Raw genomic sequence first — 19,691 nt, forward strand, 5'->3', positions numbered from 1 at the left:
TCCTAGATAACAATAATGGCTTCAGGATCCAATCGAAATGGAACTGAAGATTTAAGTTCGAACTTATCTTTAACACATATCTTAAACTCACCGTAAGATGAGCTGATTCGATATTGATAACAACTTCCTAAATATGAGATTGTTTCGACTATCCCCTCAACTTCATTTATTCCGCGACCGATTTTAATATCCGTCGGACGAATACAGAAGGTTTCAAAATCACTTTGATCACATTCGGTAATCAATCCCCTTCCGTTATTCAGTGTAGCCATTGATGAAATAGACTTAATGTTCTCAAAACCAACAAATTCCGCAACGTACTGGGTTTTAGGTTTTGAATAAATAACTTCTGGGGTATCCAATTGCTCTATTTTTCCATGATTCATGATTGCGACACGATCACTGATTGCAAAGCATTCATCTTGATCATGTGTTACAAAAATTGTCGTTATTTTAAGTTCTTGTTGGATTCGGCGAATTTCTTCACGCATCTGTACTCTAAGTTGTGCATCAAGATTGCTTAAAGGTTCATCTAATAGAAGTAACTTTGGTTTAATGACTAATGCACGGGCCAAAGCAACACGTTGTTGTTGTCCACCGGAGAGTTGATTTGGAAAGCGGTCTAATAAAGCTTCTAGACCACAAGTTAGGGCCATTGCATCAACTTCTTTTTGAATGAGCTCAGTATCCATTTTTCGCTGTTTTAAGCCAAATGCTATATTTTCGCGAATATTTAAGTGTGGAAATAGCGCATAGCTTTGAAATACCATTCCAAAATCACGTTCATTCACCTTAACATCATTCATGATTGTATCCGCAACCTTGAATACACCCGATTTAATTGGATTAAATCCAGCAATTGTTCTTAGGGTTGTCGATTTACCACATCCTGAAGGACCTAAAAGCGACAACAACTCCCCTTCATGGATGGCTAAATCTAAATTATGTAAGATGTCATTCTTACCATCATATGAAACACTGATTTGATCTAAAACTGCAAAACTTATCATGATTTTGCTCCTCTTCTGCTAAAACCTTTGTCCATAACTACCATTAAGACGACTGTAAATATCATTAATATCACAGACAATGCACTCACTATAGGGTCAAAATTATACTCGATATGGTTCATCAGTGCTCCCGGTAACGTATTCATACCTGGTCCTTTAAGAAACATAGAAATCGGCAAATTATTAAATGAATTGATAAAACCCATAATGCTTGCAGATAGAATTGCGTCTTTGATATTTGGTAGTACAACTTTCATAAATCCTTCTAATGGCCCACAACCAAGTATTACTGAAGCTTCATGAATACACATATCAAAGTCATTGAGTGATGCACATATGATACGAATTGTGTAGGGAAATACGATAAGCATATGTCCTATAATTAGTGCGACATTGAGCGGCAATTTCATTCTAATTATGAGAAATTGGAATAGTGCATATGCCAGTACAATTGAAGGTATTAAGGATGGTGATAAGAATATTTCTTTAATCCGTTCACAGACCTTTCCATGGTTCACAACAAGTGCATATGATGCTGGAATAGCGATGATTAAACATAAAACTGTGGCACATACTGATATTTTTAAACTCAAACCAAAACTATCCATAAACACGCTTGATTGAAATACTTCGATAAACCATTTAAAGGTAAATCCTTGTATTGGAAACTCGATGATTGGTGCACTACCAAATGCTGTAACAGTAATTACAATAAGTGGTAAAGCAATAAATGTAAGCCCAAGATAAGCAAACACATTTAGCGTCTTATTATTCTTCATTGCTCAACCCTCTCTTATCTATAAGATGACTTAAAGAAGTCATGATTTTCATAATACCCGCAGATAAGACAATCATAATTAAAGCAAATACGCTTGCAGCATTCCAATTCATAAGTTCATTTGCTTGTTGATACAATAGTGTCGAAAGCATCATGTTTTTATTGCCTCCAAGTAATGAGGGAGTGACATAGGCACTAATTGTACCTGTAAAGACTAACACCGCTCCAAGAACGATTCCTGGAAATGCGAGGGGCAAGATAATTTCTTTAAATATTGATCGACTACTCGCTCCCAATGTTTGTGCAGCTTCAATCAGTTTCCCGTCAATTTGTGAAAGTACAGAAACTAAAGTATTTACCATCACTGGTAAAAACAAATATACGGATCCAACAATGATAGAAAATTCTGTATACATAAATCCAATTGGTTCCTGGATTATTCGAAGTCCTATCAATATTTGATTAAAAAAACCATTCTTCCCTAAGATGGTAATCCAAGCAAAACCTCTAATCACTGCATTTGTAAATAAAGGGAATAAGACTAACGCCATGGTGATTTTACGACGTAACTCTGATCCAGATATAATAAAATAGGCAGTTGGAAATCCCAGTACCAAACAGATTCCTGTGGTAATGAGACCGATTCGAATTGTTCGTATCAAAATACTCTGATAGAACGGATCCGAAAGAATTGATGTATAGTTTTGAAGTGTAATTCCATTATTGAAAAATGTGGGAACAATAATCATTACAAGTGGGACCACCATGCAAAGTAAAACAAGAATCAGTCCCGGCAACACATACATCGGTTGTTTAAAACGTTTCATGAACGCCTCCTAGCAAAATAAAAGCTTTCTATCAACATGATAGAAAGCTAAAAAACACTCTCTATCATAGTCTGACATTTACGGTATCAGGTAGAAACGTGTCTCCTTATTAGACACATATATGATAAAAAAGATTCTATTTTAATATAAAAAAAGTTTTTACCAATAGGAAAAAAACTTTCCTATCGTAGTCCGAAATTTTCAATGGTATCGGCTAGAAACTATCACTCCATATTAGTGATGATATACGATTCGTAAAAACAAGGATATTATAGCATGCATTACTGTTTAATCAAGTGTTATTAAGAAAATAAAAAAAAACAAGACACGAAGGTCTTGTTAATGAATGTTATTACTGAGTTGATTAAGATTTAAAAGGTATGATTCTAACTCATGATTATTGTACGCATATAGCATCTGTTCAATCCCTTTCGGATTTAGATAAACTAATGCAACAACTCGATTCTCACTGTCATACCCTACAATAGCCTCACCTTCCTCAGTATTAGCCCATTTCCGTTCGACATGGCTACAAAATTGGCTAAAAACATCCTGAGCTTTCATTGCAAAAAACTCTCGGTCACGCTTATACGACTCTACAGTATCCACAGGGACATAATAGGCATCTACAAGAACCATGTCATCCATATATATGGGAAACTCATTACCATTGATGAGTTTGAATTCTATAGAACGCACGTAGTCCAAAGCTTCTTCTGTTTCATCAATTAAATCCAACTGATTGTTCGACATACGTAAGTCCAGCGCTTTCTCGAAATATACCTGTGCCTGTGTAAACTCATTAATTTCAAGCAAACATTTCGCGCGCTCATGATAAACATTGCTAAGGAGTCTATCTTGATTCGTATCGTTAATTTTTGTTTCAATAACATTAAAAAGCTCGATTGATTTTTCGTAATGTTTTAAACACTTTAAGAGAATCGCTTTATCAATTAGATTTGAAATTAACAGCGCACTCTCGGTTGTACCATGAGCATAATCAATACATTTTTCTGTGTAATAAAGAGCGTCTTGATATTTGTGATCAATGCGATAAAGGTATGCGAGATTGTAATTAAGTTGATATCGCTCTTCTACATTCAAATCCGCAACAAAAATACGCTCACCCTCTCGAATTAGATTCGCTAATGATTCAGGATTATAAGCCTGTTCACGCAGATTTTGAATAGGATCATAGAGGACATAACCTTTAATTACATTTACAGCATCGCAAAACTCTAAAATATTCATAAACCCACCTCTTTTTTTAAAAAACGCCAGTTACCTGGCGCTTAATTATTTAAGTTGATCTAGGACTGATTTTCCATAAGCAGTTGGTTTTGCTCCGAAATTATCAACTATTGTTGCACCCAAATCTGAGAATGTTTTGTTCTTTTCTAAGAGTCCACTTCCTTCGAGAGAAGGTGAATAGTAAAGCACCGGAACTTCCTCACGGGTATGGTCTGAACCAGTATGAGTTGGATCATTTCCATGATCAGCAGTGATGATTAATAGATCACGATCACCGATGTATTGTAGTAATGTACCTAATTGAACATCAAAGGCTTCCAATGCCTCCCCATAACCGATTGGATTGCGACGATGACCATACATGGCATCAAAATCAACAAGGTTAACAAACATAAAGCCATTAAAATTATGATCCTTTGTGATGCGGATTGTTTCTTCCATACCATGTTGGTTGCTCTTTGTACGGAATGCTTCTGTAATCCCTTCCCCATCAAAAATATCAACAATCTTACCCACGCTGATTACATCATTACCATTTTCTTTTAGTGAATCAAGTGCAGTTTTTCCAAATGGTTTAAGAGCATAATCATGACGATTTGATGTGCGTTGGAAAGCACCCTTGCCAGTTCCAATAAACGGACGCGCAATAACACGACCAACTTTCCATTCATCTTTCATAGTCAATTCACGTGCAATTTCACAGCAACGGTAGAGTTCATCAAGACCAAAAACATCTTCATGAGCAGCAATTTGTAATACAGAATCCGCAGAAGTGTAGACAATCATTTTTTTTGTTGCCATGTGTTCTTCACCAAGTTCATCTAAAATCTCAGTACCACTTGCGGCTTTATTACCAATGATACCGTAGCCTGTGCGTGCTTCAAGTTCATCCAAAAGTTCTTTTGGAAAACCTGATTCTGTAAAAGTAATAAATGGATTTTCGATATAGAGACCCATCATTTCCCAGTGACCGGTCATTGTATCTTTTCCATTAGATGCTTCAATCATTTTTGTGTAATATGCGGCAGGAGCATCGACCTTATCAACACCTTTAATATTATGTAAATTTCCTAAACCGAGTTTTTGCATATTCGGCATATTCAATCCATTCATTGCATCGGCAATGTGGCCTAATGTATCGGTTCCCACATCACCAAATTTATCAGCATCATGTGCTGCACCGGCTCCAACTGAGTCCATAACTACTGTAATAATTCGATCAAATTTCTTCATCTCTATTCCCTCCTTGATTCGAAAAACCACCTTTTAAAAATTGATCATACTCACGTTTTAATGTCGTTTTATTAACATGGGTATAAATCTGGGTTGTTGAGATATCTTGATGACCGAGGAGTTCTTGAATAATACGCAAGTCTACGCCTGTGTCTAAGATAGCTGTTGCGAAACTGTGTCGCAAAGTATGTGCTGAAATAGGTGTCATAATCCCCATCTCTTTACATCTAGATTTTATCATAGAATCAATGTATTGTCTTGAAATTACCTTGCCTTTTGCGTTAATAAAAATGTGTTCTGTTTGTTGAATGGACCACTGTGGGCGAATCACATCGATATATTCATTAATTGCACAAAGTGCATCGGATGCAAGCGGAATCATACGTTCCTTATTTCCTTTGCCCAGAATACGCAACCATTGTTGATCTCGGTATAATTGCGAAAATTCTAAATTTACACATTCAGAAACACGAAGTCCACATCGGTATAATAACATTAGAATTGCATAATCAAGATAGTCTTTTCCCTCGCGACGTTCAAAAGAAAACAGAATATTGATTGTTTCCTCAGATACGGTATTTGGAAGCCTCGTACCTTTATTTTTCAGCGAAATAAAAGTCGTTGGATCATGATTAAGCTGACCACTGTTTAATAGATATTGATGAAATTGTCTTACTACAACAATTTTATGTTGAATCGTAGACATTGCATAGTCTTCTTTAAGCTCATGAATGTATTTTCTAATGGTTTGTGCTTCAACGTCGTTAAGGGTTTCAACTTCATTTTTGTTCAAGTAGTTGATGTAATGATTTAAATCATTACGATAAGAAGCAACCGTAAGCGTTGATTTGGGATCGATAAATTGAATATAATGAATAAAACCATCTACTTTATTCTTCATGAATTTGCTCCTTTAAAACGGAACGTGTTGTTTTAAATAAATCTTGTTTAAGCTCCTTATTAAGACGTTGAATGATATCATTGACAGTAATTTCTTCCAAATCGTCAAAAATATTGAGTTGCTCAATAACTTCATCTTGCGGCATTAAATTTGCCATTGTAACTGCAATGAATGTAACACCACCGGCGCCTTCAAACTCATCATAGAGACTCATAATTCGTTCAAACATCATATTTTTGTCAGATATATAGTTTTCAAACGTATAGGATCGAGCAGCTGTTTTATAGTCATCTAAACGAATTGATAAAGAGATTGTCTTTCCAAGCATACCCCGCTTTTCCATCCGCCTAACTACCTCATCGAGTTCATTTAAAATCGCAGTTCGAATTTCATCAAGATCAGTCATCGGATCTTTAAATGTTTTAGATTGGCCAATTGACTTCATCATTATATCCGTATCAATTACAGAGTAGTCATAACCTTTTGCTTTCTCTACAAAACTCACAGCATTAATACCCAAAATAGATTTTAAGTGATCCGGATTTTGACTTGCTAAATCCCCAATGGTATTAATTCCAAGCGTTTTTAATCGTGGAACAGTTTTTTTACCGATACCGTGCATCGCTTCAATGGGCATCGGCCATAGCTTTTGCGGCACTTCTCGAATACGTAAAACTGTGATACCACGTGGTTTCTGCATATCACTCGCCATTTTCGCTAAAAACTTATTCGGTGCAACTCCGATAGAAATGGGAAGACGTAATGCTTCCCAAACTTTTTTTTGAATTTCAACGGCTAAATCAAGTGGTTTTTCATATCGTTGAATCACTTCGGTCATATCAACATAACATTCATCAATACTTGCCGGTTGCATCATAACTGAATAGGACCGAATGATGTTCATAAATTTGACAGAAAGATCTTGATATAACGCGAAATCAACTTCTATGACTTCTAATTGCGGACATAAGCGCTTTGCATGGGCCAAGGGCATTGCAGAGTTAACCCCGTAAGCTCTTGCTTCATAAGAGGCCGTTGTAACTACAGAACCGCGTTGATTACTGCAGACAGCAACAGGCTTTCCATATAAAGTAGGATCTGTGATTAGATGTGCGCTTGCATAAAAAGCATTAATATCAATATGAAAAATCACTTGTGCCATTTTAATAATTGCCCTTCTTTTAAGAGTTCATTAGCGGAATTCAAAGAAGCTTGTGTGTCATTACCCGACATGATTAAAGCCATTTGGCGAACACGTTCCGTTTCAACAATCTCATTAATGTCTGTAATGATATCATCATGCATCTCTTTTTTAGAAATTAAGAAATGATGATCAGCACACGCGGCAACTGCAGCTAAATGCGAAATCGTTAAAACTTGAGAACTTTGGGATAATTGACTCATTTTAGCACCGATTTTTAAAGCTACTCGTCCACTTACTCCAGTATCAATTTCATCAAAAACAATTGTCGAGACACCGTAAATAGAACTAAATATAACTTTTAAACCTAACATCAAACGCGAAAGTTCCCCTCCACTTGCAACACGTTCCAAGGGTGCTGGAGGAACACCTTTATTCATTGAAACGTTGAAATGTACAGTTTCTGCACCATCCTGATTGAACACCGATTCTTTGATTTCAACTTCAAATTGAGCTTGTTCTAATAATAAATCACGAAGCTGTTCAATCACAGCTTTTTCCAACTTATTCTTAGCATCGAAACGTGTTTGGGTCAATGCTGATGCCGCGATTTTAAGACGATCATCAATCTCTTTTAGCTCATTTTCTAAATCAATTTTGATATCATCAAAATGTTCTGCTTGATTTATCTGCGTTATTAAAAGTTCTTTTTTATTAAAAATGCCCTCAAGTGATCCATATTTACGGATTAATTGATCATATTGATATCCACGGTTTTGCAAATTATTGAATTCAAATTCATCAAAAATAAGAGTACTGTTATACTTTACAAGTTCATCACGAATATCTTCCACTTCGTAATATACATTTTTATAACGATTCTCAAGTTCCTCATTTCGAATCGATTGTATCGTATCGAGATATTGGTACAACGTACCTACAACACCCTGATTACCATCTAATATATCCTCTAATTCAGTCACAAATGATTTTGTTTTTTCAAAATGTGATAACGTTTCCAATTGATTGTTTATTTGTTCATAATCCTCAAAACTTGGATCTAATTCTTGGATTTCTTGAAGTTGAAAGCGTGCAAACTCGATTTCGTCAGGATTGATACTGCTATGATTAAGATCTTCAATACGTTTTAAGGTTTGATGATATTCCTTAAGAATCTCTCGATAAATTGTGCGTTCTTTATCATTTTGCGCATACGCATCAAGTAGATGTAAATGGTTTTTGGGATTTAAGAGATATTGTGTTTCATGTTGTGAATGAATATCCAACACACCATCAAGAACGTGTTTAACCGTCGAAAGATTAACAACACGTTGGTTAATTTTACATACACTTCTTCCCTCTTCATTCATCTCACGTGAAAAGACCGCATACTCTTCCTCAGGATCATACATATCAAGCGCTGCAAGTTTATGTCTTAAGTTCGTTGCTTTAGAAAGATCAAAAGCAACTTCGACACGCGCACTCTTTCCATGCTTACCAACAATACTCGCACCACTACGTTGACCTGATACAAAATTCATTGCATCAACTAGTAGTGACTTACCAGCACCTGTTTCACCCGTAAACACGTTAAACTTATCCGAAAAATCAACCGAAATATGTTGTATCAAAACAAAGTTATTGATTGTTAAGTGAGTTAGCATGGTAAGCCTCCTATTCTATGAAAAATGATCAAATACGTCGTTTATGTGCATGTTTTGCGCTGATTTTACATCCTTAGATGTTTTATCGAGGTGAAGCCATTCAATATGCATATCAATACACTCATTTTTCGCATTATGATCTCTAAGTTTGCGAACAATGTTTTGATAGAGAATCCCATTTGTACTTTCGACATCATAAATAACCATTTTGAGATTTAAATCAATGATTTGTTTAAATATATCGGCACTCACAGATGTAATTTCAGAACAATTAATTAAACCTACATCCAACTGATTCGTAAGAATCCTTTGTCTGAGAATCTTGACGGAAGGACCAAATGATAAAATAACACCTTTACTGGATTCGCTAAAAGCATGCTCTACATGCCATGATTCAACCGGTTCAAGAATTGTATCGGGTTCAACATACTCAAGTCCAGACGGAATTCGGAGAATACTCATTTCATGAGCCAGTACCGCATGCTCCAAAATTGAAATTGTATCAACAATTGATTTTCCCATATACACTTTAAAGTGTGCAAGATTGCTGCATAATCCTAAGTCAAAGACACCTTGTTTATAGAGATCCCCTTCAGGATTTAACCCTGCTTCATTAATAATTATTGTAATGGGACATTGCTTCAGTGCAAATTGATTTCGTAATTGCATAACAACCCCATCAAACTGCGATGCATGAATTGAAAGAACGACACGTTTTCCATCATGAATCAGCCCATGTGCCATGGTAACCAGTGCTTGAGTTGAGCCAGAAGTGGCAATGAATCGTTCTGGACAGGTTAAGGCAAAAGTTGGTAGATAATCCTTCAGTTTAAATGCATCTGCAAGAACGTATAAATCGGGATCATCTTGTGCAATATCGGTGAGTTGATAATCAATCGCCTCCAAATAAGAATGATAATTCTCTGCACGATCATGATCTGTTTTAAACGTAGGAAACTCAAGTTTTCTTTGCTTCTTATTTTTAAGTCGCGTTTGTACATGAATTACGTGAGGTCCTTTATATTTTTTTGATAATTCAAAAACACGGATTAACTCTTTTAAATTTTGTCCATCAATGGGTCCTTGATAGTCTACACCAAATTGTTTAAATATGGTTGGTTCCAACACAGTTTCTTTCACCGCATCGCGGATTTTTGTCAGTGTTGTTAAGATTGGACGACTTATTGGATTTGAATCTAAAAGAGATTTCATATCTTTTTTTAAACCAGTATATGTCTTGCTTATCCGAATGGATTTAATCAGTGCATCCATAGAGCTATAGTGACGCAGGAGCGATTGTTGTTCATCTATTAGAATAATCGTTAAATTGGGTTTAAAACGACTTATTTGAACCAAAGATTCATACGTAACACCATAATTTAAAACATAATCATTCATAATAATGACGTTATTCACATTAGGATGTTCAATCGCATAACTTAAAGCGACTCCCAACCCTTCTCCAGGCTTCCCACCACTATATCGATCACATTCTTTATGGTCATCAAGGTACATCGACCCCGAGTTCCTTAATAAAAGTTCATCAGAACGACCTGTTAAGATTTTATGAACCATAACTTGTTTACCACCGTCAAAAATAATATTATCACGATGCCAGTCAAATACATGGTGCAAAGCGAGCGTTGTTTCAAGTACATTGATATTTTCGATAATTGTATCAACCTCATAACGTGTCTCTGACGCAAGAAAAACAGCGATTTCATCACCCAGTTTTTCTAATTCATCAATTGTTAGAGTATTAAAATCATACGATTCGTTAAATTGTTCAAACAAGAGACGTGCCTCCTATAATTCGCGACTCATCATTTCATCAATAATTATTTTCAGATTTCCATTTTCAATTTTCATTTCAGCTAGTAAATCTTTAATTCGTACAAAGTATGTTTCGGTGAGGTCTTGGGCACCTTCAATTCCCAATAAACTCACAACTGTAGTTTTATTTCGATCAGCATCACTCAAATTACTTTTACCAATTTCTTCCGAAGATTTTGTCACCTCTAATAAGTCGTCTTGGAATTGAAAAGCAACACCTAGAGTATATCCGAGGTCATGGGCTAAATGCTGATAAGTAGCTTTGCCCGCAATTACTGCTGCCATTTCAAATGCAGCAGCAAATAAACATCCTGTCTTAAGTTGATAACAAGCGATTAAATCATCAATATGATCAATTCGATCATGAATATCCAGTTCTTGGCCTAGAATCATACCAATTGCGCCAGCATTTCGCGCCAAGATTTCAAGACACATAGCTTTGGTGTCCGAATCGAGTTGCGACTGAGACAAGGCCGTAAAGGCACCCGTTAAGAGTCCATCGCCCGCGAGAATCGCAACCCCTTCACCAAAAACTTTATGGTTCGTTGGTTTAAAACGTCTCACATCATCATCATCCATGGCCGGTAAATCATCATGAACCAGTGAATATGTATGAATCATTTCCAATGCGCAAGCAGGATACAACCCCTTTTTATAATCCATTTCAAAATCATTTAACATTGCTAAAAGAAGCTGAGGACGCAATCGTTTCCCGCCACTCATAAGTGAATAAGTCATCGCCTCACGTACAATCGAATTTATTGGGTAGTAATCCATAATTGTCGCTAATACAGCATCTAATTCTCTAATCATTGTTTTCCCCTTGGTGTTTCTGAACTAATTCTTTTACCTGGTTTTCATACCCGCTTAAGCGTTCTTGACATTGTTTCGATAAATTTAAGCCCTCTTCAAAAAGGGATATTGCCTTATCGAGGGGTAAACTATCTTTTTCTAATTCATTTGCAATTTCAGCAAGACGTGCCATTGCAGTTTCGAAATTAAAATCCTTATTCATCTTTGGACTCCTTACTAATGACCTGTGTTGTCACAATACCGTCTTTAAATTCAAGTAACATCTCATCATTAATTTCAATAGATTCAGCTCGAAGTATATGTTCATTTCCAATACGCGGAATCACATAACCTTGATTTAAATTCCTTTGGATTACATCGAGGGGTGAGCGATACTTTAATGACTTAAGTATATCGTTTAAACGCTCTTTTTTCAAGTTAATAACACGGGTTGCCTGTGCTAGAAAACGTTCATCAAACATTACAATCGAGCTTTCCACTTGATCAATATTTCGTTGAATAAACTGAGAAATCAAATCAAATCGCGAATCAATAGCATCCATTTGGTGTTGTGATTTCACGACGCTTTGTTGAACCTGTAACGCAGATTCCCTTAGATTTTGATCGATTAAATTCTTTGCGTTGGTTATTCTCAAAATTAGGGAATTTTCCATCTGTTTATTGACAAGGTATAATGTTCTTTTTGATTCATCAAAAAGAACTTGCTGATGTGTTACCCGCATTGTTAATGTATCGAGTTTTTGTTGTTTACGTTCGATTAATAGTAATGGATCTTTGAGGGAACTGCTTTGAATTAAATTCGTTAAATCACCGAGACGACGAATATATTTATTACGGACTGCTAGATAGTATTGATTTTTATAATCGCGAATCACACCACTCAATTCAATCCAGTTTGGTGTTGCAGCTACTGCCGCAGCAGTCGGTGTAGCTGCACGATAGTCTGCAACAAAGTCAGAAAGCGTAACGTCACTTTCATGTCCGACCCCTGAGATAACAGGAATGTTACTTGCGAAAATAGCTTCAACAACCTCGGGCGTATTAAAAGCCCACAAATCTTCAATCGATCCGCCCCCACGTCCAATTATGATCGTATCGACGCTTTCTGCTTGCGCTCTATGAAGTTGTTGAACTAAACTTTGTGTCGCAAATTCACCTTGCACATAAGCTAAGAGATCAACTTGTTGAGCAAGTGGCCAACGTTCATGTAAAGTCCGTGATATATCCGCATAAGCAGCACTATTAGCGCCCACTATTACCGCAATACGATTCGGATATTTGGGAAGTGTTTTTTTATGTTTTACATCAAAATATCCACGATTCTCATAATCTTTTTTGAGTGCCTCAAATTGAATATAAAGATCTCCTAAGCCATCTAGATTCATCTTATCTGCATATATTTGTACAGTTCCTGTATCAGTATAAACTTCACAACGTCCAAAAATGACGACTTTATCGCCATCTTTTGGTTTAAACAAGACCTTACTTGCACTTCTTCGAAACATCGCACAATTTATTCTACTTTTGTCATCCTTTAGAGAAAAATAAAAATGCCCACTATGATGTGCTTTAAAATTCGAAAGCTCACCGACTAATGCGACATTCTTAAAAGAAGGATGTTGATCAATAACACCTTTTAATTCATTAACAAATTCTGTAACCGTAATTACATCCTGAGTTATCATAATGCATCAATGACCCCATTTATCAATTTATATGATTCTTCATCTGAAAAATCCTTAGCGAGATTAACCGCCTCGTTAACAATAATAACTTTTTCTTGATAGCCGAGTTCTAACTCTGCACAAGCCATTAGAAGAATCGCTTGTTCAATGTACCCTAAACGATCGAAACGCCATTTTGTTAAATAGTGGTCGATTGCTCGTGAGTATATATCCTTTCGGGTTTCAACACTCATGACGACTTCTAACATTTCGTCTTTCAGATTGAAATGCGGGATAAATGTTCCCACTTCTGAAACAAATCGGTTATCTTCAAGAACTTCTTGCATCGGTTGCTCTCTCAAAAGATGAATATAAATTGCTGACATTGCATTTTGTCGTTCGTTATATCGCGACATTACCATAAAAAACCCTCCACAGTAAAAGAAGCAGAGTCCTGCTTCTAATTAAACTTAAATCCAACAACATTGATATTGATTGAAGTATTACTAAAATCAACCATAAGTTCAATGTTACGTTGTAAATCGGTTTGTAGTGCTCGACATACTCGTTCCACATCTTTACCATATTTTACGCGTACTTTAAGATCTACATTTACATGACCATTTTCATTTGAAACGATCAATGATTTTTTCCCTGATCCATCTTCAAAGAAGATAGCATCATTTTCATTCACTGTAATCTGAACAATATGATTAATAACATTGTTCGAAATTGCAATTTGACCGAGACCCGTTGCCTCGTTTTGAATTAAGACATATTCATTTGACATATTTATCACCTACTAAACTAATTATAACAGAAAAAAAATCTAAACAAAAGCATGAACACTGAAAGGATTGTCTAAAATCAATTTGAAAGAACTAATTTAGATATTTCAGTGAAAGCTTTAGTACCTAAAATTCAATTCCAATCCTATTTTAACATATTGATACACATTCCGGTGATGCAATCACGATTGCATGATGAAATCGATAAAATGACACAAGCTTTACTACAGACTCAAGATATCTTTACGAACTCGCCTTAACGTTTAATTTCTTTCGTTCAATTTTTTGCATTCTTTGAAGCGAGGTAAGATAAGTATCGTCTTCAGATTTACATAGAACAGTAAACATAGAACATTTAGGGATTTTTCTAAATTGTTGTGTTGTTTTAAAATCTAACAAAATCATTGCGATTGTTTCAAGATATAATTCATAGTTATTAACGAAATAATGATTATAGAGTGTTTCATCTAACGGACACATTGAGGCAAAAGCCTGATAATGCCATTCGCTTGTGGTAAATCGCAAAGCTTCTACAGCTTCAGGTTCATCAAAACGATTATCATCAGCTTGATTGCGGTATTGTAATAACTTTTTCTTAAAATCAAAATAAGTATTCAAAGAAAGACTCAACATTCCTGATAACGGATTCACATCGATGGCTAGAGCATAAAATTCCATGCCAGGATTGTCTTCTAAAAAATGATCGAGATTATTTTCTAAAAATAATACTGTTTCTTTTTTTAAATTTGCAATTGCAGTCCGTTTACTTACAACCATACAACCCCTCCTCTTTACTTAATAACGATCAAATTTATTTCGTAAACCTTTTGGATAACGGTTATTGCCTTTTTTTCCGTCTCCCTTAACAAAGCCCAGTGCATGACCCTCAAATGTCACACAATGAATGCCTCGAATTGGTGTTTCAATAGGATGACCATATAGGTAACGATATGCTGTTTCTAAGTCAACTTCAATATGCTCGAAATCATGATAAAAACTTACCGATTGTGCCAATGTATGACTATATTCAATACGGTTTTTCTTGAGTTCTCCCATAAAGACACCATCGCGTGTGATGCGAAGCGGAAGATCTAAAAAGCCACGATTTTTTAATCCATAGAGCTTATCGCCTCTCTCGACAATATTACACATTATCTTACGATCAAAGCAATCGTATTTTCGAGGTTGATGCGGTGTAAATTTCAAGTGATTACGCGTGCTATCTGCTTTGTGAATTCGTATTCGAGCAATAAAGTGGCCTTCACCATCGGCGGAAGGAAAATAACGAGCAACCTTGTTTGTCAGGCCTTGATAACCATCATTTTTTTGTAGCAAATCAACCGGTTCCAAACTACACTGAGGGTGATTTTCTAAAAAATCAAGAATCACCGCTTCATTTTCATGGAAATTCAAGGTACAGGTAGAATAAACAACAACGCCACCATCGACACATGCTTTAAAAGCATTTTCAAGTAACTGTTTCTGAAGCGTACTTAATCGAATTGCTTCAGTAGATTTATACTCCAAGGCAAAATCTGGCGTGCGACGATAGAGTCCTTCACCACTACAAGGTGCATCCAAAAGAACTTTATCAAAAGTATTTTCAAGAATTTGAACCAGGTCATCAGTATCCATTTGTGTAACAGCACCGCGTTCGGAACCCCACCGATCATAGTTATGTTGTAATTTAATGTTACGCTTACCGTCAATCTCATTACTAATAAGAAAACCGGATTCCAAATTACTCAATATTTGGGTTGTTTTCCCCCCCGGTGCAGCACACAAATCTAAAACAATGTCACTTGGGGAAACACTCAAAGCTGTAACGGGTGTTGTAGCAGTTGGATCTTGAATATAATAGCATCCCGCATGACTCAAAGGATGTGTAACCGTTTTTGCATAGTCATCCGGTATCAGTAGTGTTGGATCAATTCGAGAAGGTACACCCGAAAATGGAAGCACACATGGCTTGAGCGGGTTTAATCGCAGCCCGTGAACCGATTCCATGGTATAAGCCTCAACAATTTTTTGATATAAATCTTCACCGAAAGATTCAATGAGCATTTTTTTGTAATCATCGGTTAATTTCATCTAATATTTTTCTCGCTTCTCTTACATCTTGGTGCATTTGTTCAACAAGTTCATCAATTGAATCAAATTTTAATTCATCACGTAAACGCTTAATAAAAGATTGCTTGATGATTTCACCATAGATCACTTCATCAAAATCAAGAATATATGTCTCAATCGATAAATGTTCAGTTGTGTTAAATGTTGGATTGTGACCAATATTCATGACAGATTGGTAAATCTTCCCTTTCACTTCAACATAGCCTGCATACACACCTTGTTTTGGAATAACATACTCATCGACAACATCCATATTTGCAGTGGGAAATCCAATCTCTCGCCCACGATGTTGTCCGCCAATGACAAAGCCGCTAATAGTATAGGGGCGGCCTAACAAATGGTTTGCTTGTTCGATATTCCCATTCAAAATGGCCTGTGTAATGGCAGTAGTTCCGATTTTTTGTTCATTCACACGGTCTAAAGCTACCACGTGAGTATCAAAATAATAATGTCCATATTTTTTCAAATCCTCAATAGTTCCCTTACCTCGATAACCAAATTTATAATCTGCGCCACAAATGAGCGTTTTAACATTCAAAGGGACTAGAATTTTTTCAATAAAATCAACGGGTGAAAGTTTTGATAAGTCTTTGGTGAATTCAATCGTAATTAAATAATCTATTCCAAGTGACTCAGCAAGACGAACTTTTTCTTTGATGGGTGTAAGATGCTTCACGTGTGTTTTGTTATGAATTACCGTCCACGGATCGGGATCAAACGTAATCAAAGCGGTCTCAAGTTCTTTTTCAGCCGCAATCTTTCTTGCCTCTTCGATCAAAATTTGGTGACCACGATGTAACCCATCAAAATAACCAATACATGCTGCTAATTGATGTTCATTGCGATACAGTTGTAAATAATCTCTTATTGTTATTTGTTTCATTACCAAAGTCCTCTAATTGATTTAAATGTAGTTTCTTTTTCACGTTCGTATACAGCATAGTACGTTCCAGTATCAATCAGTACGCGATCTTCATCTATACTCAATTTCAACCTTTTACCATTTTTAACATAATCTTCCATACGAGGGTTCACAATTTTAGGTAACGCAATGGTATCCTTCACAGATATCAATGGGATATCTGGAGTTAAACTTTCTAACGTATACGCATCTTCAATCCGATACGGACCTACTTGCTCACGCTCTAACGAGGACATCGTGCCGATAGTTCCCAATTGTTCACCAATATCTTCACAGAGGGTTCGGATATAGGTCCCATTCGAGACAAATGCTCGAAACTCAATTTCATCACCAACAATACTAAGCAATTCAAGTTTATAAATCGTTATCTCTGTATAAAGTTGTTTCACTTCTTCTTGATTGAATACATATTCATACGATTTTTTACCATCGATTTTTTTGGCAGATACTTTCGGTACACGCTGCGTTTGCGGACCCATCAAGCGTTCAAAACATTCCAGCACATCTTTCTCCGTAAAATCGGGTACCGCCGCCTCTTGCTCAACCAAACCCCATATATCGCCGGTTGACGTTTTGATTCCAAGTTTACATTTACCCCGATACGTTTTGTCATCGAGTCCTAAGTAAGGAAGTGCCTTGGTTGCCTGATTAATAGCCAACACTAGTACGCCCGTTGCCATTGGGTCCAAGGTGCCACTATGCCCTACTTTTACTTTTAATAATTTTCGCACTTTCGCTACCACATCAAAGGATGTCATTTCCTGTGGTTTATTGATACATAAGATACCGTTCATAAGAACCTCATTTCTACCTATAAATTATATAGGTTTTTCACAATTAGTCAAAACCAAACTTGACTTAATTTCACTGAGTGATATGATTAATCTATTAAAAGACAATATTAGAGGTAGCGATGCAGATTAGTATGTATTGGAGCTTGCAAGCTTTGAAGGTACAAAAAGGCAACCATCGCCGAACGGCACAAACCGCAAGTTTTTGCTGTGGGGTTATAGGGAACACCTATGACACTCCTTCCTTCGTGAAGTGGAGCTAGACTATCCTTATTTCAATTTGGGACCTCTAGCGTGGGTCTTTTTATTTTATATTAGGAGGAGACATGTTATGAAAAGCAAAAACATGAAAAAGACATTGATTTTTTTCTTAGCACTTTTAGCCTTAACAGGTTGTAGCAGCACCGGTCATCGACAGGATGATTTAGTAGTAGGAATGGAATGTAATTACGCACCTTTTAACTGGACACAATCAAGCCAGACAGAATTTACAGAACCCCTTCCCGATGGGAATAGTTACTGTGATGGATATGATGTACAAATGGCACGTCATATTGCTAAAGAACTTGATCGAAATTTAGTCATCAAAGATCATGCAGTTTTTAAAGGCTTATTAGAATCTGCAAAAGTTGGGGATATTGACTTGATCATCGCCGGAATGACAAATACTGAAGAACGTCGTCAGGAAGTCGATTTTACGGATGTTTACTATACAAGTCAAATGGTTCTTGTAACTAAAAAAGATAGTCCTTATGCCAATGCTACATCACTTAATGATTTAGAGGGTGCCCATGTTTCCGCTCAAATCGGAACCATGCATGACCAACTCGTCGATCAAATTCCATCTGTTAAACATGGTGTGCCGCTTGAATCATTCCCATTTTTAACAACAGCAGTAAATAATAATGCTATTGACGCGTTTGTATCTGAAAAACCAGTGGCGCTTGCGATCACAAGCAGCAATCCCAATTTATCTATTATTGAATTTGAGGAAAATTATGGTTTTATCGTAGATGAAGAAGAAGTTACTGTTTCTATAGGACTTGCCAAAGGGAATGATGAATTGTTAAATCAAGTGAATGATGCTCTTAGCAAAATCACTCCAGAACAACGTGACATCATGATGGCTGAAGCAATTCAACGTCAACCAAGCTCAAGTGAGGATTCAAGTAAGTTAATGCCCAGCGGGTTCTTTGCTGGTGTTGGTTTTTTAATTAAAAATAATTGGAAGTTATTCCTAAATGGTTTGGGAGTTACCCTGCTCATTGCACTAACCGGTACGACATTCGGTTTAATTATCGGACTATTTATCGCCGGCTTACGCCAAGTTAAAATAACACCACGCGATAATGGCATCACTCGCATCCTGAAACGCACAATGAATTTCATCGTTTCCGCCTATGTACAATATCTACGTGGTACACCAATGATGGTTCAAGGTATTTTAATCTACTACGGTTTACGTGGATTAGAGGTAGCAATTTCACCTTTAACCGCCGGGATTATTATTATATCAATTAATACATCTGCCTATATGTCCGAAATTATTCGTGCCGGAATTCAAGCAATCGATAAAGGACAAAATGAAGCAGCACGATCATTAGGTATGACTGAGTCTCAGACATTGAGATACGTAATTTTACCTCAAGCGATTCGAAACGCAATCCCTGCTATCGGGAATGAATTCGTAGTTAATATTAAAGATTCATCCGTACTGAATGTAATTACTGTATCTGAACTTTTCTTCCAAGGTAATCGCCTTACTGGAATATACTATCGTCAGATGGAACCGTTCTTTATTGTATCGCTGATTTATCTTGTTCTAACAATTTGTTCAACGCAAATATTAAATCTTATTGAAAAACGTATGGATGCACCCAAAGGAAGTTATCCTGCATCGGTAACTCACAAAATTCACTTTGAGAATAAAGAAGGAGGTAACTAA

The 19,691-nt window shown here is 36.3% G+C and carries 19 protein-coding genes and 3 riboswitches; of the genes, 1 reads left to right on the forward strand and 18 read right to left on the reverse strand.

Features of this window, described 5'->3' with window-relative positions:
• Positions 1-2 precede the first annotated feature (2 nt).
• The 18 genes from B096_RS0102510 to truB all read right to left on the reverse strand — a co-directional run bounded on the left by B096_RS0102510 (position 3) and on the right by truB (position 17,749).
• The gene (locus tag B096_RS0102510) at positions 3-1,010 is read right to left on the reverse strand and encodes an ABC transporter ATP-binding protein (protein ID WP_018579215.1); all 1,008 of its coding nucleotides are present in this window, start codon (positions 1,008-1,010) and stop codon (positions 3-5) included.
• Positions 1,007-1,789, reverse strand: coding sequence for an ABC transporter permease (locus B096_RS0102515; protein WP_018579216.1), 783 nt, complete (start codon positions 1,787-1,789; stop codon positions 1,007-1,009). The genes B096_RS0102510 and B096_RS0102515 overlap by 4 nt, the downstream gene beginning before the upstream one ends.
• Positions 1,779-2,615: an ABC transporter permease gene (locus B096_RS0102520; protein WP_018579217.1), complete on the reverse strand. Its 837-nt coding sequence runs from the start codon at positions 2,613-2,615 to the stop codon at positions 1,779-1,781. Before B096_RS0102520 ends, B096_RS0102515 begins: the two co-directional genes overlap by 11 nt.
• 47 nt (positions 2,616-2,662) lie before the next feature.
• A riboswitch (purine riboswitch) is annotated at positions 2,663-2,760 on the reverse strand.
• A 23-nt stretch (positions 2,761-2,783) separates the two neighbouring features.
• Positions 2,784-2,886, reverse strand: a riboswitch (purine riboswitch).
• Between the two features lie 68 nt (positions 2,887-2,954).
• On the reverse strand, positions 2,955-3,866 hold the full coding sequence (locus tag B096_RS0102525; RefSeq protein ID WP_018579218.1) for a hypothetical protein: 912 nt from the start codon (positions 3,864-3,866) through the stop codon (positions 2,955-2,957).
• A 45-nt stretch (positions 3,867-3,911) separates the two neighbouring features.
• Entirely contained in the window at positions 3,912-5,099 is a 1,188-nt protein-coding gene (locus tag B096_RS0102530) for a phosphopentomutase (RefSeq protein WP_018579219.1), read from the reverse strand.
• Entirely contained in the window at positions 5,086-6,000 is a 915-nt protein-coding gene (locus tag B096_RS0102535) for a tyrosine-type recombinase/integrase (protein WP_018579220.1), read from the reverse strand. The genes B096_RS0102530 and B096_RS0102535 overlap by 14 nt, the downstream gene beginning before the upstream one ends.
• The gene (dinB, locus tag B096_RS0102540) at positions 5,990-7,162 is read right to left on the reverse strand and encodes a DNA polymerase IV (RefSeq protein WP_018579221.1); all 1,173 of its coding nucleotides are present in this window, start codon (positions 7,160-7,162) and stop codon (positions 5,990-5,992) included. The genes B096_RS0102535 and dinB overlap by 11 nt, the downstream gene beginning before the upstream one ends.
• Positions 7,150-8,805 (reverse strand): DNA repair protein RecN, encoded by a 1,656-nt coding sequence (gene recN, locus B096_RS0102545; RefSeq protein WP_018579222.1) that lies wholly within the window; start codon positions 8,803-8,805, stop codon positions 7,150-7,152. Before recN ends, dinB begins: the two co-directional genes overlap by 13 nt.
• 15 nt (positions 8,806-8,820) lie before the next feature.
• The gene (locus tag B096_RS0102550) at positions 8,821-10,599 is read right to left on the reverse strand and encodes a 1-deoxy-D-xylulose-5-phosphate synthase N-terminal domain-containing protein (protein ID WP_018579223.1); all 1,779 of its coding nucleotides are present in this window, start codon (positions 10,597-10,599) and stop codon (positions 8,821-8,823) included.
• Positions 10,600-10,611: 12 nt separating this feature from the next.
• Positions 10,612-11,451, reverse strand: a complete 840-nt coding sequence (locus tag B096_RS0102555) for a polyprenyl synthetase family protein (protein WP_018579224.1) — start codon at positions 11,449-11,451, stop codon at positions 10,612-10,614.
• A complete protein-coding gene (xseB, locus tag B096_RS0102560; RefSeq protein ID WP_018579225.1) occupies positions 11,444-11,653 on the reverse strand; it encodes an exodeoxyribonuclease VII small subunit in 210 nt (69 codons plus the stop codon). Before xseB ends, B096_RS0102555 begins: the two co-directional genes overlap by 8 nt.
• Positions 11,646-13,136, reverse strand: coding sequence for an exodeoxyribonuclease VII large subunit (xseA, locus tag B096_RS0102565; protein WP_018579226.1), 1,491 nt, complete (start codon positions 13,134-13,136; stop codon positions 11,646-11,648). The genes xseB and xseA overlap by 8 nt, the downstream gene beginning before the upstream one ends.
• The gene (locus B096_RS0102570) at positions 13,133-13,537 is read right to left on the reverse strand and encodes a transcription antitermination protein NusB (protein ID WP_018579227.1); all 405 of its coding nucleotides are present in this window, start codon (positions 13,535-13,537) and stop codon (positions 13,133-13,135) included. The genes xseA and B096_RS0102570 overlap by 4 nt, the downstream gene beginning before the upstream one ends.
• 38 nt (positions 13,538-13,575) lie before the next feature.
• Positions 13,576-13,905, reverse strand: a complete 330-nt coding sequence (locus tag B096_RS0102575; protein WP_018579228.1) for an Asp23/Gls24 family envelope stress response protein — start codon at positions 13,903-13,905, stop codon at positions 13,576-13,578.
• A gap of 241 nt (positions 13,906-14,146) precedes the next feature.
• Positions 14,147-14,680 carry a DUF4303 domain-containing protein gene (locus B096_RS0102580; RefSeq protein ID WP_018579229.1) on the reverse strand — a complete coding sequence of 178 codons (534 nt, stop codon included), beginning with the start codon at positions 14,678-14,680 and terminating at the stop codon, positions 14,147-14,149.
• An 18-nt stretch (positions 14,681-14,698) separates the two neighbouring features.
• Positions 14,699-15,994 carry a methyltransferase RsmF C-terminal domain-like protein gene (locus tag B096_RS0102585; RefSeq protein ID WP_018579230.1) on the reverse strand — a complete coding sequence of 432 codons (1,296 nt, stop codon included), beginning with the start codon at positions 15,992-15,994 and terminating at the stop codon, positions 14,699-14,701.
• Positions 15,978-16,916, reverse strand: a complete 939-nt coding sequence (locus B096_RS0102590) for a bifunctional riboflavin kinase/FAD synthetase (RefSeq protein ID WP_018579231.1) — start codon at positions 16,914-16,916, stop codon at positions 15,978-15,980. Before B096_RS0102590 ends, B096_RS0102585 begins: the two co-directional genes overlap by 17 nt.
• The gene (gene truB / locus B096_RS0102595; RefSeq protein WP_018579232.1) at positions 16,916-17,749 is read right to left on the reverse strand and encodes a tRNA pseudouridine(55) synthase TruB; all 834 of its coding nucleotides are present in this window, start codon (positions 17,747-17,749) and stop codon (positions 16,916-16,918) included. The genes B096_RS0102590 and truB overlap by 1 nt, the downstream gene beginning before the upstream one ends.
• Before the next feature lie 100 nt (positions 17,750-17,849).
• A riboswitch (Lysine riboswitch) is annotated at positions 17,850-18,016 on the forward strand.
• Between the two features lie 61 nt (positions 18,017-18,077).
• Between truB and B096_RS10230 the strand changes: the two genes are divergently transcribed.
• Positions 18,078-19,691: an ABC transporter permease subunit gene (locus B096_RS10230; protein ID WP_018579233.1), complete on the forward strand. Its 1,614-nt coding sequence runs from the start codon at positions 18,078-18,080 to the stop codon at positions 19,689-19,691.

The organism is Erysipelothrix tonsillarum DSM 14972 (assembly GCF_000373785.1).
Lineage (GTDB): Bacteria > Bacillota_I > Bacilli_A > Erysipelotrichales > Erysipelotrichaceae > Erysipelothrix > Erysipelothrix tonsillarum.